This is a genomic window from Streptomyces durmitorensis (assembly GCF_023498005.1).
Classification (GTDB): Bacteria; Actinomycetota; Actinomycetes; order Streptomycetales; family Streptomycetaceae; genus Streptomyces; species Streptomyces durmitorensis.
Map to the genome: position 1 here is coordinate 3083995 of NZ_CP097289.1, position 12473 is coordinate 3096467.

A 12473-nucleotide genomic window follows, 5' to 3' on the forward strand; every position below is an offset into this window, starting at 1 on the left:
GTTGTGCCGGCCCAACTAGAGAATTGTTCGTCCACGCCCGTACCCCTCGTGCCGCGCGTGGACCGCTTTCCGTTGGTCCGCGGATCGCACGTACAGGGTGACGTGTTCCATGGAAAATTGAACTTGCGTTTCACAGAGTGAGACGCGAGTATCGACGCATGGACAACTCTAGCGGCGTCGGCGTTCTCGACAAGGCGGCTCTCGTCTTGAGCGCCCTGGAGTCCGGTCCGGCCACCCTCGCGGGGCTGGTCGCGGCCACCGGACTCGCACGACCCACGGCACATCGCCTCGCCGTGGCACTGGAACACCACCGGATGGTGGCGCGCGACATGCAGGGCCGTTTCATTCTCGGCCCGCGCCTGTCGGAACTCGCGGCGGCGGCCGGCGAGGACCGCCTGCTCGCCACGGCGGGCCCGGTCCTCACGCACCTGCGTGACGTGACGGGCGAGAGCGCGCAGCTCTATCGCCGCCAGGGCGACATGCGTATCTGCGTCGCCGCGGCCGAGCGCCTCTCGGGCCTGCGGGACACGGTCCCGGTCGGCTCGACGCTCACGATGAAAGCCGGCTCGTCCGCGCAGATCCTGATGGCCTGGGAAGAGCCGGAGCGCCTGCACCGCGGCCTCCAGGGCGCCCGCTTCACGGCGACGGCCCTTTCGGGCGTACGCCGCCGGGGCTGGGCCCAGTCGATCGGCGAGCGGGAGCCGGGCGTCGCGTCCGTCTCCGCCCCCGTGCGCGGCCCCTCGAACCGCGTGGTCGCCGCCGTCTCGGTCTCCGGGCCGATCGAGCGCCTCACGCGCCACCCGGGCCGGATGCACGCCCAGGCCATCATCGACGCCGCCGGGCGCCTGTCCGAGGCACTTCGCCGCACGGGCTGACCCCGCACCGCACCACCCACGGACAGCACACAGAACGCCCGAGGGGCCGCCTCAACGCCGCGGCGACCCCTCGGGCGTTTTTCCTGTCCGCCCTCAGGCCGCCTTGAGCCGGTCGGCGGCCCTGTCCCCCCGGTGGCCGACCGGCACCACACCGATGGCCTTGCCGAGGCCGAACTCCGGCATGTTCACGTACACCGCCTCATGGGCCCCGGCCGGCACGGCATACGTCTCGTGCCAGAAGCCGACCTTCCCCTTGCCTTCCCGCATCCGCCGGTTGAAGGCGGCCCAGGCGGGCCGGTGCTCCTTGCCCTGATCGGACGCGTAGGCGAGCAGCTTCTCCGGCGACTCCCAGTACTGCACCACGTACAGCACGCGCGGAGCGCCGAGCAGCAGCTGATAGCCCAGCATGCCGATCCCCCGGTCCACGGACAGCTCCTTGAGCATCCGCGGCATCGCACGGAAGACGGGCCACCAGCTGCGCACGGCGCGGAAGTTGTTGATGCGCATCCCGATGGTGAAGACGGTGACGCCGCCCCGCGCATCGGCGGTCATGCGCCCTTCGATCGGCTTGGTGCTCACGATGGTTCCCCCTTCAGAGAGCGTTCAGGACAGCGTTGGATAGTTCCGCTATCCATGATTGGATAGTGCCACTCACCAAGTGGATGCGCAAGAGGGAAACAGGAGAAACGAGCCGATGAGACTGGCGGAGCTCAGCACGCGCAGCGGGGTCTCGACGGCCACGATCAAGTACTACCTGCGCGAAGGGCTGCTCCCGCCGGGCCGCCGCGTGAGCGCGACGCAGGCCGAGTACGACGAGAAGCACCTGCAGCGGCTGCGCCTGGTCCGGGCGCTCATCCAGGTGGGCCGGGTGCCGATCGCCTCCGCCCGGGAGGTGCTCACCGCCCTGGAGGACGACTCCCTGGACCACAACTCCCGCCTGGGCGTGGCGGTCTGGGCGCTCCCCCACGGCCCCGAACCCGCCGCCGACGATCCGGCGACGCAGACGGCCCGCCACACGGTGGACGCCCTGCTCGAACGGCTCGGCTGGCAGTACGGCCAGGGCTACGGGCCCGATTCACCGGCGTACGGAATGCTCGTGACCGCGGTCGCGACACTGGCCCGGCTCGGATATCCGTGCGCCGTCGAGGACTTGGCGCCCTACGCGCGCTCGGCCGGTCAACTGGCCGTCAGCGACCTGGACTTGGTGGAGCGTTATGAATCGCCCGACGAGCAGCTGGAGGCGGCGATCGCCCTCACCGTGCTGTACGAGCCGGTCCTCCTGAGCCTGCGCAGGCTCGCCCAGGCCGAGGAGTCCAACCGCCGCTACGGACCGAAGAGTTCGGGCGGACCGAAAACGCCGGAGGAATGACGAAGGGGCCCTCCCTTGCGGGAAGGCCCCTTGTCCATTCGCGTACCCCCGACCGGATTCGAACCGGCGCTACCGCCTTGAGAGGGCGGCGTGCTAGGCCGCTACACAACGGGGGCTAGCTTGTCCTGCGCTACTACTCTGTCCTGCTGTACTGCGCTGGGCTACCAGGACTCGAACCTAGAACAACGGAACCAGAAACCGTCGTGTTGCCAATTACACCATAGCCCACTGTGGTCTAGACCAGCTAGACCCTGCGTACCCCCGACCGGATTCGAACCGGCGCTACCGCCTTGAGAGGGCGGCGTGCTAGGCCGCTACACAACGGGGGCCCTAGCGATCCTGCATCGGCTGCAGTGGGTGCGACCCGGACTGCTTCCATGGGAAGGATCTGTACCCCCGACCGGATTCGAACCGGCGCTACCGCCTTGAGAGGGCGGCGTGCTAGGCCGCTACACAACGGGGGCGTTGCAGATAAGCTCTGCGAGCTGGCCTACCAGGACTCGAACCTAGACTAACGGAACCAGAAACCGTCGTGCTGCCAATTACACCATAGGCCATCGATACGCAACCCCTTGCGGGAGTTTTGATCGACTTGCGCTTCCTGATCGGACCTTTCGGCCTTCTCGGGCGGCGCAGGAAGAACATTACCCGAAGGTGGACGGCGCTCCAAAACGGGTATCGGAGCGGAGCAGCGCGGGCAGCTCGGCGAGACGCGTAATGCGGTGCACCCCCGACGGGCCTTCCTGGGACGCGCTGTTGCGGTCGAGCCAGATCCCGAGAAGCCCGGCGTCACGGGCACCCCTGGCGTCGATCTCCGGCTGGTCCCCTACGTAGGCGATCTCCTCGGGCCGCAGCCCCATCGCCGCGCACACCGCGAGGAAGGCCTCGGGCGCGGGCTTGGAGACGCCGAGTTCGGCGGCACACAGGACGGCTTCGAAGCGGTCGCGCACGCCGAGCACGCTCAACTTGCGCTCCTGGACGACCAGGGCGGAGTTCGAGAGGACCGCCTGGCGGTACTCGCCGGCGAGGGCGTCCAGGGTGGGGACCGTGTCCGGGAAGAGGGTCCAGGCGGATTCGTAGTGACCGAGGTAACGCGCGAACCAGGCGTCCGCCTCCTGGTCGGTCATGACGGCGTCCAGGAACTCGCGTACGCGATCGCGGCGCTGGGCCTCGAACTCGATCCCTCCGGCGCTGAAGCGTGCCCAGTGGCGCTCGGTGACCTCTTTCCACAGCACGAGTGCGCGCTCGGCGGTCTCGTACCGCTCGATGAGGCCTTCGGCGGTGAGGTGGGCGTGCATGCCGGTGGTGTCGGCGTGCGCGTAGTCGAAGATCGTGTCGTCGACGTCCCAGACCACGGCTTTGATCGTCATGTCTCGAACGTACGCGAAGGGCCCGGGAGCCGTGGAGGCTTCCGGGCCCTTCTTTCTGTATGCGCGTGCCTACGCGGCCAGCTTCGCCAGCGTCGCGTCGATGCGGGACAGCGACTTCTCCTTGCCCAGGATCTCCAGGGACTCGAAGAGGGGCAGGCCGACCGTGCGGCCCGTGACGGCGACGCGGACCGGGGCCTGGGCCTTGCCGAGCTTCAGGCCGTGCTCCTCACCGGCGGCCAGGACGGCCTCCTTGAGGGACTCGGGGGACGTCCAGTCGGCGGCGTCGAGCTTGGCGCGGGCCGTCGTCAGGAGGGCGGCCGGGTCGCCCTTGCCCATGGCCTTGGTCCAGGACGCCTCGTCCTCGACGGGCTCGTCGAGGAAGAGGAAGTCCACGTTCTCCGTGATCTCGGAGAGGACCTTGATGCGGGTCTGCGCGTGGGGGGCGATGGCCTCCCAGGCCGCCTGGTCGAAGGCCTCGGGGGCCCAGTTGGCGTGCGGGGCCTTCAGCCACGGCTCGCAGGCCGTCGCGAACGCCTTCACGTCCAGCATGCGGATGTGGTCGGCGTTGATCGCCTCGGCCTTCTTCAGGTCGAAGCGGGCCGGGTTGGCGTTCACGTCCGCCAGGTCGAACTTGGCGACCATGTCCTCGATCGAGAAGACGTCCTGGTCCGCGGAGAACGACCAGCCCAGGAGGGACAGGTAGTTCAGGAGGCCCTCGGGGAGGAAGCCGCGCTCGCGGTAGAGGTTGAGCGAGGCCTGGGGGTCGCGCTTGCTCAGCTTCTTGTTGCCCTCGCCCATGACGTACGGGAGGTGGCCGAAGGCCGGGGTCTCCTTGGCGATGCCCAGCTCGGCGAGCGCCTTGTAGAGGGCGATCTGGCGCGGGGTCGAGGAGAGCAGGTCCTCGCCGCGCAGGACGTGGGTGATCTCCATCAGGGCGTCGTCGACCGGGTTCACCAGGGTGTAGAGCGGTGCTCCGTTGGCGCGGACGATGCCGTAGTCCGGGAGGTTCTCCGGCTGGACGGTGATCTCGCCGCGGACCAGGTCCGTGAACGTGATCGCCTCGTCGGGCATGCGGAAGCGCACGATGGGCTTGCGGCCCTCCGTGTCGTACGCGGCACGCTGCTCGGCGGTCAGGTCGCGGCAGTGGCCGTCGTAGCCGGACGGCTTGCCGGCGGCGCGGGCGGCCTCGCGGCGGGCGTCCAGCTCCTCCGTGGAGCAGTAGCAGTAGTACGCGCGCCCGGCGTCCAGGAGCTTGGCGGCGACGTCCTGGTAGATGTCCATGCGCTGCGACTGGCGGTACGGCGCGTGCGGGCCGCCGACCTCGGGGCCCTCGTCCCAGTCGAAGCCCAGCCAGCGCATCGCCTCGAGCAGCTGCTCGTACGACTCCTCCGAGTCGCGAGCCGCGTCGGTGTCCTCGATGCGGAAGACCAGGGAGCCCTCGTTGTGCCGGGCGTAGGCCCAGTTGAAGAGAGCGGTGCGGACCAGGCCCACGTGGGGGTTGCCGGTCGGCGAGGGACAGAAACGTACGCGGACGTTTGTCGCGTTAGCCACGCTTGATCACCTTGTTGGTGAGAGTGCCGATGCCTTCGATGGTGACGGCGACCTCGTCGCCGACGTTGAGGGGCCCGACGCCTGCCGGGGTGCCCGTGAGGATGACGTCGCCCGGGAGCAGCGTCATGGCCTCGGAGATGTGCACGATCAGGTCCTCGATGGAGCGGACCATCTCGGCCGTACGCCCCAGCTGGCGCTGTTCGCCGTTGACCGTGCACTGGATGGTGAGGTCGGAGGGGTCGAGCTCGGTCTCCACCCAGGGGCCGAGCGGGCAGGAGCTGTCGAAGCCCTTGGCCCTGGCCCACTGGTTCTCGCGCTTCTGCACGTCACGCGCGGTGACGTCGTTCGCGCAGGTGTAGCCGAGGATGACGTCACGGGCGCGCTCGCGCGGGACCTCGCGGCACATGCGGCCGATGACCACGGCCAGCTCGGCCTCGTAGTGCACCTCCTGCGAGAAGGAGGGGTACGCGATGGCGTCGCCCGGGCCGATCACCGAGGTGGAGGGCTTGAAGAAGGCGACGGGGGTGTCGGGGACCTCGTTGCCGAGTTCCTTCGCGTGGTCCGCGTAGTTGCGGCCGATGCCCACGACCTTGTTGGGGAGCACCGGCGGCAGCAGCCTGACCTTGCTCAGCGGGACCTTCGTGCCGGAGAGCTCGAAGTCCGCGAACGGGATGCCCTTGATGATGTCGAGGACGAGACCGTCGGTCGTTCCGGGGGGACTTTCGCCCTCGACCGCGCCGAAGGCGACGTTGCCGTCGATGGAGAACCTGGCGATGCGCAAGAGCGGTGCCCTTTGCTGGAGGGAGAGACTGACACCCCAGGCTAACGCGGCCGTGTGCCGCCAGGCCTCCCGTGCTCCCGTGGCTCCGGCCGCCGTCGATCGCGCCGCGCGTTCGTCCCCGAACGCCGGAGGGGGTGGATCCCTCAGACGCCCGACGGGCTGAATTCCTCCGGCGCGTCCATCAGGATCGTGCGCTTGGGGTTGGCCGTCACCGTCGGCAGTTCGACTGCGTGCTCCGGCTGGTCGGCAGCCCGCTGGACCTCGTCGGCGTCCGTGAGGTGCGCGAGGGTGGTGCGGCGGGGGTTGGCTATGTTGTGGAACATCGCCGACTTCACAGTCTTCATCTGCTCTTCAGGCCCTGTCAGTTGAGCGTCGTGTCGTGGACGCGGGTTGTCGGATTCGCCATCCCTGTAAAGCGTCAGGCTAAACATCCAATTCCCGGCCAAAGCCCGGATGAGGCCTTGATCTTGATGTGAGTTTGCTCACGAGCGAGCGGGCAAATGGGTCAATTCAGGCTCGTGGAGACCTTGTTGGAATCGGACATTGCCTCACTGAAGCCATCATTCCGCTCCCGATCATGAAGACTGGGACACCCCTTGCTCGCGGGCCTACTGGGGCTAATCGCCCGGTTTGCCCGGGATCACTTTCTACGTCTCGTGACGCGCCACTCACACCGTGTCACGGAGGTCGCGGCGCGACACACGGGCCTTGTTGGAGATCCTGCACTGTGCTGGAATTCCCGGGACCGCCGCGGGATCGAACCGGCGCGCAGGGGCGCAACGCAGCGCCGAGTGGCGGCGGGAAAGGGGAGCAGCGCCGGTCACTCACGACCACCATGGGGCGTTCTGCGCCCCACGACGCCGACACCGTCCCGCCGTTTGTGCGGAGGGACGCCTGGTCCAGAGGTTGCGACGCTAGTGCAGGGACGTTTCAAGAGGGATGGCAGCAGCGCTGCGGCAGAGCCGGAGCGCGGCGGGACCGACCGCGGCTCCTCGCCCCAGCACGCCCAGAACCCCGGGCAGGTACCGTCCGGCGACAACGGTCTCGGGACCGTGCGCGGATCCGGTGGCGGGAGTCTGCCCGCATCCACCGCGAACCCGGGCGGCTCGACCGGCACGGTGAAGTCGCCCACAGGACCCGGCTCGCGAATAGCCCTGCGCAACTGGCGCATCTCCACCCGTCTGGTCTCGCTGCTCGCGCTCCCCGTGATCACCGCGACGTCCCTCGGCGCGCTGCGCATCAACGAGTCCATGGACGAGATCCAGCAGCTCAACAACATGAAGCTGCTGACGGACATGACCAAGCGGGCCACCGAGCTGGCCACCGCGCTCCAGGAGGAGCGCGACCGCTCGGCAGGCCCCCTCGCGCACGGCGCGAACGCGTCGGACTACGTGGTCAAGGGCGCCCGGCAGAAGACCGACCGCGCGTACAACCGCTTCCTGCAGGAGACGCAGGACCTCGACAACACCGACGGCGACAAGGGCCTCCTCGGCGTCCGGGCCAACACCGTCGAGATCACCCAGCAGCTCCAGCAGATCAACAGGGTCCGCAAGGACGCCTACGAGGACGCGAACTCCACCTCTCAGACGGTGGACGCCTACAGCCAGCTCATCGAGCAGCTGCTCACCCTGTCCTCGGACATGGCGCAGGCGACCAGCAACCCGGACATGATCCAGCGCACCCGCGCCCTGACGGCCTTCTCCTCCGCCAAGGAGTACGCCTCGGTGCAGCGCGCCGTGATCGCCGCCTCGCTCCCCGCGGGCGACAGCACGTTCGGCAAGATCTCAGAGACCGACCGGCGCTACGGCTTCTCCGCGCTCGACAAGGAGAACTCCGAGCTCGATTCCTTCAAGGGCATCTACGCGGGCAACCCCGACGAGCTGACCAAGCCCATCGACGGCGGCAACTCGTCCATCAAGGGCGCCGACTCCTATGCCAAGCGCGTGCTTGAGCAGGAGGGCGGCATCAAGCTCCAGGACAAGCGCTCGTACAAGGACTGGGTGGACGCCGACACCACCAAGATCGACGCGATGACCAAGATCGAGCTCACGCTGCTCAACGAGATGGAGCAGAAGGCCCGCGAGCTGCGCAACGAGTCCGAGCAGGCCGCCATCCTCAACGGTGCGCTGATCCTGCTCGTCCTCGGTGTCTCGCTCGTCGGCGCCTTCGTCGTGGCCCGGTCCATGATCCGCTCGCTGCGGCGTCTCCAGGACACCGCGACCAAGGTCGCCCAGGACCGCCTGCCCGAGCTCGTCAAGCAGCTCTCCGAGGCCGACCCGCAGGACGTCGACACCTCCGTCGAGTCCGTCGGTGTGCACTCCCGGGACGAGATCGGCCAGGTGGCCGCGGCCTTCGACGACGTGCACCGCGAGGCGGTCCGCCTCGCCGCCGAGCAGGCGTTGCTGCGAGGCAACGTCAACGCGATGTTCACCAACCTCTCGCGCCGCTCCCAGGGTCTTATCCAGCGCCAGCTCTCGCTCATCTCCGAGCTGGAGTCGCGCGAGGCCGACCCCGACCAGCTCTCCTCGCTCTTCAAGCTCGACCACCTCGCGACCCGCATGCGCCGTAACGGCGAGAACCTCCTCGTTCTCGCCGGTGAAGAGCCCGGCCGCCGCTGGACCCGGCCCGTCCCGCTCGTCGACGTGCTGCGTGCCGCCGCGTCCGAGGTGGAGCAGTACGAGCGCATCGAGCTGTCCGCGGTCCCGACGACCGAGGTCGCCGGACGCGTGGTCAACGACCTCGTGCACCTGCTCGCCGAGCTCCTGGAGAACGCGACGTCGTTCTCCTCGCCGCAGACCAAGGTCAAGGTCACCGGTCACGCGCTGCCCGACGGCCGAGTGCTCATCGAGATCCACGACACGGGCATCGGCCTCTCCCCCGAGGACCTCGCCGCGATCAACGAGCGGCTCGCGTCGCCGCCCACCGTGGACGTCTCGGTCTCGCGCCGCATGGGTCTGTTCGTGGTCGGCCGTCTGTCGCAGCGCCACGGCATCCGCATCCAGCTCCGTCCCTCGGACTCCGGCGGCACCACCGCGCTCGTCATGCTGCCCATCGATGTCGCCCAGGGCGGCAAGAAGGCGCCGAGCAAGCCCGGTGCGCCCGCTCCCGGCCAGGGCGGTGGCCCCGTCGCCGCGCAGGCGTCCGCGGGTGCCGCGGCCGCGCGCCGTGGAGTCGGTGCCGGCAACGGCGGCGGCAACGGTGCGCCCGGCTCGGCGGGTCCCGCGGGTTCCGCGGGCCGGCTCGGCGCGGGTCCGCCGCGCGGTCAGGTGACGGGTACGGGGCCGCGGGCCGCGCTTCCCGCGCGTGACGCGGGTTCGCGGACCGGTTCGCCGTCCACTCCCGCAGGTCCTTCCGGTCAGCAGCCTCCCCGGCAGGGGCCGCCCGGACAGGGCGCGGGTGCCCCGGGCGGTTCCGGTGGCAGCCTCTTCGGGGGCGGCCAGGGCGGTGGCCGCGGCCAGGCCTCCGCGCCGCAGCCTCCCGTACCTCAGCAGCGTACGAATCCGGTGAACCCGGCCGCGCCCGCGAACCCCTCCGCGAACAACGCCGGGGACCAGGGACGCAGGCCGCAGCTGCCGCCGCGCGGTGGTCCGCGTGCCGAGCTTCCCGGGGGCAACCCGCAGCCGCGCGTGCCCAGTTGGAGCGACGAGAACGCGCAGCCGCAGGTCTCGCGCGAGCCCTTCGACACCCCGCGCGGGCACGAGGAGCCGGAGTCCACCGGACAGTTCCCGCACCCCGCGGCCGGCTCCCCCTCGCAGGGCCCCGGCTCGACCGCCGAGTTCGCGCGGCCCGACTTCAACGGGCCGCCGCCCGGCACGGGTTCGCCGCAGAACACGGGCCAGCAGGGCGGTCAGGGCCAGAACCAGGGCCAGGGTCAAGGTCAGGGCCAGCAGGGCACCGGCCAGTTCGTCCGCCCGGATGTCTTCGGCGGCCAGGACACCTCGACCGGCACGGGTCAGTTCCAGCGTCCCGGCACCAGCGCCCCCGGCTACAACGGCGGGGCGCCCGGCGCCGGTGCGCCGCAGCAGCGCGATGGCCGTGACGCGGGCGACGCGCCCCGGCGTGGTCAGGGCCAGGGCCCAGGCCAGAGCCAGGGCGGCCAGCTCGGCATCCCGCCGGTGCCTCCGGTGCAGCAGCAGCCCGTACAGCCCCAGCAGCCCGCGCAGCCGGAAGGCCTGCCGCCCGCCGGTCCCGGCGACGGCCGCACCCCGCTGTTCGACACGCTGGAGACCAACTGGTTCCAGCAGCAACAGCAGCAGCAAGGACAGCAGGGTCCGCAGGGCGGCGACCGCTCCCCCGCGCCCGGTGCGCCCGAGCCACAGCAGCCCCAGCGTCCGCAGCGCCCGCAGCCCTCGTCGCCGCTCCCCTCGCGGCCCCAGGGACAGCGTCCGCAGGGACAGCAGCCGCAGAACCCGGCCGCGCCCCAGCGCCCGGCCGCAGCGCCCGCCCCCGCGTCCAACGGAACCGGCGGCGGCAACGGCAACAACTTCGGCAACGTCACGAACGGCAGCGCCGCATCCTGGCGCACCTCCCCCAACGACGAGCTGGGCCGACAGGCCGAGCGCGTCCGGCAGCCGTCCGCCGGTGGCGTCACCACGTCCGGCCTGCCGCGCCGTGTCCCGCGAGCCAACCTCGTCGCGGGCACCGCACAGCAGCAGCAGGACAGCACAGGTCCGCAGGTCTCGCGTGCGCCCGAAGAGGTACGCGGCCGGCTGACGAATCTCCGTCGGGGCATCCAGCAGGGTCGCCAGGCCGGTACCGGCCAGACCGGCAGCTTCCCCACTCACCAGCAGGAGCGTTAGTTGAGTCCGAGCCAGGCGGCACAGAATCTGAACTGGTTGATCACGAACTTCGTGGACAACACCCCCGGGGTGTCCCACACCGTCGTGGTCTCCGCCGACGGCCTCCTTCTGGCGATGTCCGAGGGCTTCCCGCGTGACCGCGCCGACCAGCTGGCCGCGGTGGCGTCGGGTCTGACCTCCCTCACCGCCGGGGCCTCCCGGATCTTCGAGGGCGGCGCCGTCACCCAGACCGTGGTGGAGATGGAGCGGGGGTTCCTCTTCCTCATGTCGGTCTCCGACGGTTCGTCCCTGGCCGTGCTCGCGCACCCCGAGTGCGACATCGGCCTCGTCGGATACGAGATGGCGCTGCTCGTCGACCGCGCGGGCGCCGTCCTCACCCCGGACCTCCGCGCCGAACTGCAGGGCAGCCTGCTGCACTAGCTCTCTCCATCGGCCGCCCCACCGACCGAACGTACTGACCACCGTCCGGCCAACCTGGTGCCCCCCACCGGCTCTATCAGACGGCACGCAGACCACCTGCTGTCCCGCCCGGAGGATCCATGACCCCGCCCAACGCCTCTCACGATCCGTACGGCTCTCAGGCGTCGTACGGCTATGAAGGCGACCAGCCGCTGGTGCGTCCTTACGCGATGACCGGCGGCCGGACCAGGCCCCGCTACCAGCTCGCGATAGAGGCGCTGGTGAGCACGACGGCCGACCCGGCGCAGCTGATGGGGCTGCTCCCGGAGCACCAGCGCATCTGCCACCTGTGCCGCGAGGTCAAGTCGGTGGCCGAGGTGTCGGCGCTGCTCTCCATGCCCCTCGGCGTGGCCCGGATCCTCGTGGCCGACCTGGCGGAGGCCGGGCTCGTCGCCATTCACCAGCCCGGCGGCGACGAGAACGCCGGCGGTCAGCCTGACGTGACACTGCTCGAAAGGGTGCTCAGTGGACTTCGCAAGCTCTAGCAGCGGAGCGACAGCTCGCTCCACCACCAGCGCGAAGATCGTGGTGGCGGGCGGCTTCGGCGTCGGCAAGACCACGTTTGTCGGCGCCGTCTCCGAGATCAACCCGCTGCGCACCGAGGCCGTCATGACGTCCGCGTCCGCGGGCATCGACGACCTCACCCACACCGGGGACAAGACCACCACCACGGTGGCCATGGACTTCGGCCGCATCACCCTGGACCAGGACCTGATCCTGTACCTCTTCGGTACGCCCGGTCAGGACCGCTTCTGGTTCATGTGGGACGACCTCGTGCGCGGCGCCATCGGCGCCGTGGTCCTGGTCGACACCCGCCGTCTCGCCGACTGCTTTCCGGCCGTCGACTACTTCGAGAACAGCGGCCTGCCCTTCGTCATCGCCCTCAACGGATTCGACGGCCACCAGCCGTACACGCCGGACGAGGTGCGTGAAGCTCTCCAGATCGGTCCCAACACACCGATCATCACGACGGACGCGCGACACCGTGCGGACGCAAAGAGTGGCCTGATCACGCTGGTCGAGCATGCGTTGATGGCACGACTCAAGTAGACGAGGCCATACGGCAGTTGCCGTAGATTCCACAGAGCGGTCTGTGTCCTTTGACACGGATGACCGCTCTGTTCATAACGTTTCGACAGAGAATTGACCGGGCGCCGCCACGCGTCGCGGTCGTCCGGTCTCGCTGTGCGCACAAGAGCCCCGCCTTTTGGCGGGGCTCGCTCTATTTGACCGTTTTATCTGAGGCTTACACCACTCGGAACCAGCGCT

General features: G+C 69.6%; 11 protein-coding genes and 5 tRNA genes. 6 read left to right on the forward strand and 10 right to left on the reverse strand.

All coding sequences use genetic code 11. From position 1 onward, the window contains the following. The first annotated feature begins 158 nt into the window (after window positions 1-158). Window positions 159-875, forward strand: coding sequence for an IclR family transcriptional regulator NdgR (gene ndgR / locus M4V62_RS13625; RefSeq protein ID WP_119295157.1), 717 nt, complete (start codon window positions 159-161; stop codon window positions 873-875). A 93-nt stretch (window positions 876-968) separates the two neighbouring features. Here ndgR and M4V62_RS13630 read toward each other — a convergent pair whose 3' ends face one another. Then, the gene (locus tag M4V62_RS13630) at window positions 969-1427 is read right to left on the reverse strand and encodes a DUF4188 domain-containing protein (RefSeq protein ID WP_249592814.1); all 459 of its coding nucleotides are present in this window, start codon (window positions 1425-1427) and stop codon (window positions 969-971) included. A gap of 142 nt (window positions 1428-1569) precedes the next feature. On the opposite strand from M4V62_RS13630, the gene M4V62_RS13635 reads away from it, so the two are divergent. Further along, a complete protein-coding gene (locus tag M4V62_RS13635) occupies window positions 1570-2244 on the forward strand; it encodes a MerR family transcriptional regulator (RefSeq protein ID WP_249587529.1) in 675 nt (224 codons plus the stop codon). A 43-nt stretch (window positions 2245-2287) separates the two neighbouring features. Here M4V62_RS13635 and M4V62_RS13640 read toward each other — a convergent pair. The 9 genes from M4V62_RS13640 to M4V62_RS13680 form a co-directional block, all read right to left on the reverse strand. Further along, window positions 2288-2360, reverse strand: a tRNA-Glu gene (locus M4V62_RS13640). Window positions 2361-2400: 40 nt separating this feature from the next. Then, a tRNA-Gln gene (locus tag M4V62_RS13645) sits at window positions 2401-2472 on the reverse strand. Window positions 2473-2500: 28 nt separating this feature from the next. Then, a tRNA-Glu gene (locus M4V62_RS13650) sits at window positions 2501-2573 on the reverse strand. Between the two features lie 62 nt (window positions 2574-2635). Continuing rightward, window positions 2636-2708: transfer RNA gene (locus M4V62_RS13655), tRNA-Glu, on the reverse strand. A gap of 21 nt (window positions 2709-2729) precedes the next feature. Next, window positions 2730-2801: transfer RNA gene (locus M4V62_RS13660), tRNA-Gln, on the reverse strand. 87 nt (window positions 2802-2888) lie between these two features. Continuing rightward, window positions 2889-3614, reverse strand: coding sequence for an HAD family hydrolase (locus M4V62_RS13665; RefSeq protein WP_249587530.1), 726 nt, complete (start codon window positions 3612-3614; stop codon window positions 2889-2891). A 69-nt stretch (window positions 3615-3683) separates the two neighbouring features. Next, window positions 3684-5165 carry a glutamate--tRNA ligase gene (gene gltX, locus M4V62_RS13670; protein WP_249587531.1) on the reverse strand — a complete coding sequence of 494 codons (1482 nt, stop codon included), beginning with the start codon at window positions 5163-5165 and terminating at the stop codon, window positions 3684-3686. Then, window positions 5158-5946, reverse strand: coding sequence for a fumarylacetoacetate hydrolase family protein (locus M4V62_RS13675; RefSeq protein ID WP_249587532.1), 789 nt, complete (start codon window positions 5944-5946; stop codon window positions 5158-5160). Before M4V62_RS13675 ends, gltX begins: the two co-directional genes overlap by 8 nt. Before the next feature lie 143 nt (window positions 5947-6089). Further along, the gene (locus tag M4V62_RS13680) at window positions 6090-6290 is read right to left on the reverse strand and encodes a hypothetical protein (RefSeq protein WP_249587533.1); all 201 of its coding nucleotides are present in this window, start codon (window positions 6288-6290) and stop codon (window positions 6090-6092) included. Window positions 6291-6863: 573 nt separating this feature from the next. Between M4V62_RS13680 and M4V62_RS13685 the strand changes: the two genes are divergently transcribed. The 4 genes from M4V62_RS13685 (at window position 6864) to M4V62_RS13700 (ending at window position 12254) form a co-directional block, all read left to right on the forward strand. Then, the gene (locus tag M4V62_RS13685) at window positions 6864-10745 is read left to right on the forward strand and encodes a sensor histidine kinase (protein WP_249587534.1); all 3882 of its coding nucleotides are present in this window, start codon (window positions 6864-6866) and stop codon (window positions 10743-10745) included. Continuing rightward, window positions 10746-11165, forward strand: a complete 420-nt coding sequence (locus tag M4V62_RS13690; protein ID WP_098244998.1) for a roadblock/LC7 domain-containing protein — start codon at window positions 10746-10748, stop codon at window positions 11163-11165. A 119-nt stretch (window positions 11166-11284) separates the two neighbouring features. Then, window positions 11285-11689, forward strand: coding sequence for a DUF742 domain-containing protein (locus M4V62_RS13695; protein ID WP_160507411.1), 405 nt, complete (start codon window positions 11285-11287; stop codon window positions 11687-11689). After that, window positions 11670-12254, forward strand: a complete 585-nt coding sequence (locus M4V62_RS13700; RefSeq protein ID WP_249587535.1) for a GTP-binding protein — start codon at window positions 11670-11672, stop codon at window positions 12252-12254. Before M4V62_RS13695 ends, M4V62_RS13700 begins: the two co-directional genes overlap by 20 nt. Window positions 12255-12473 lie beyond the last annotated feature (219 nt).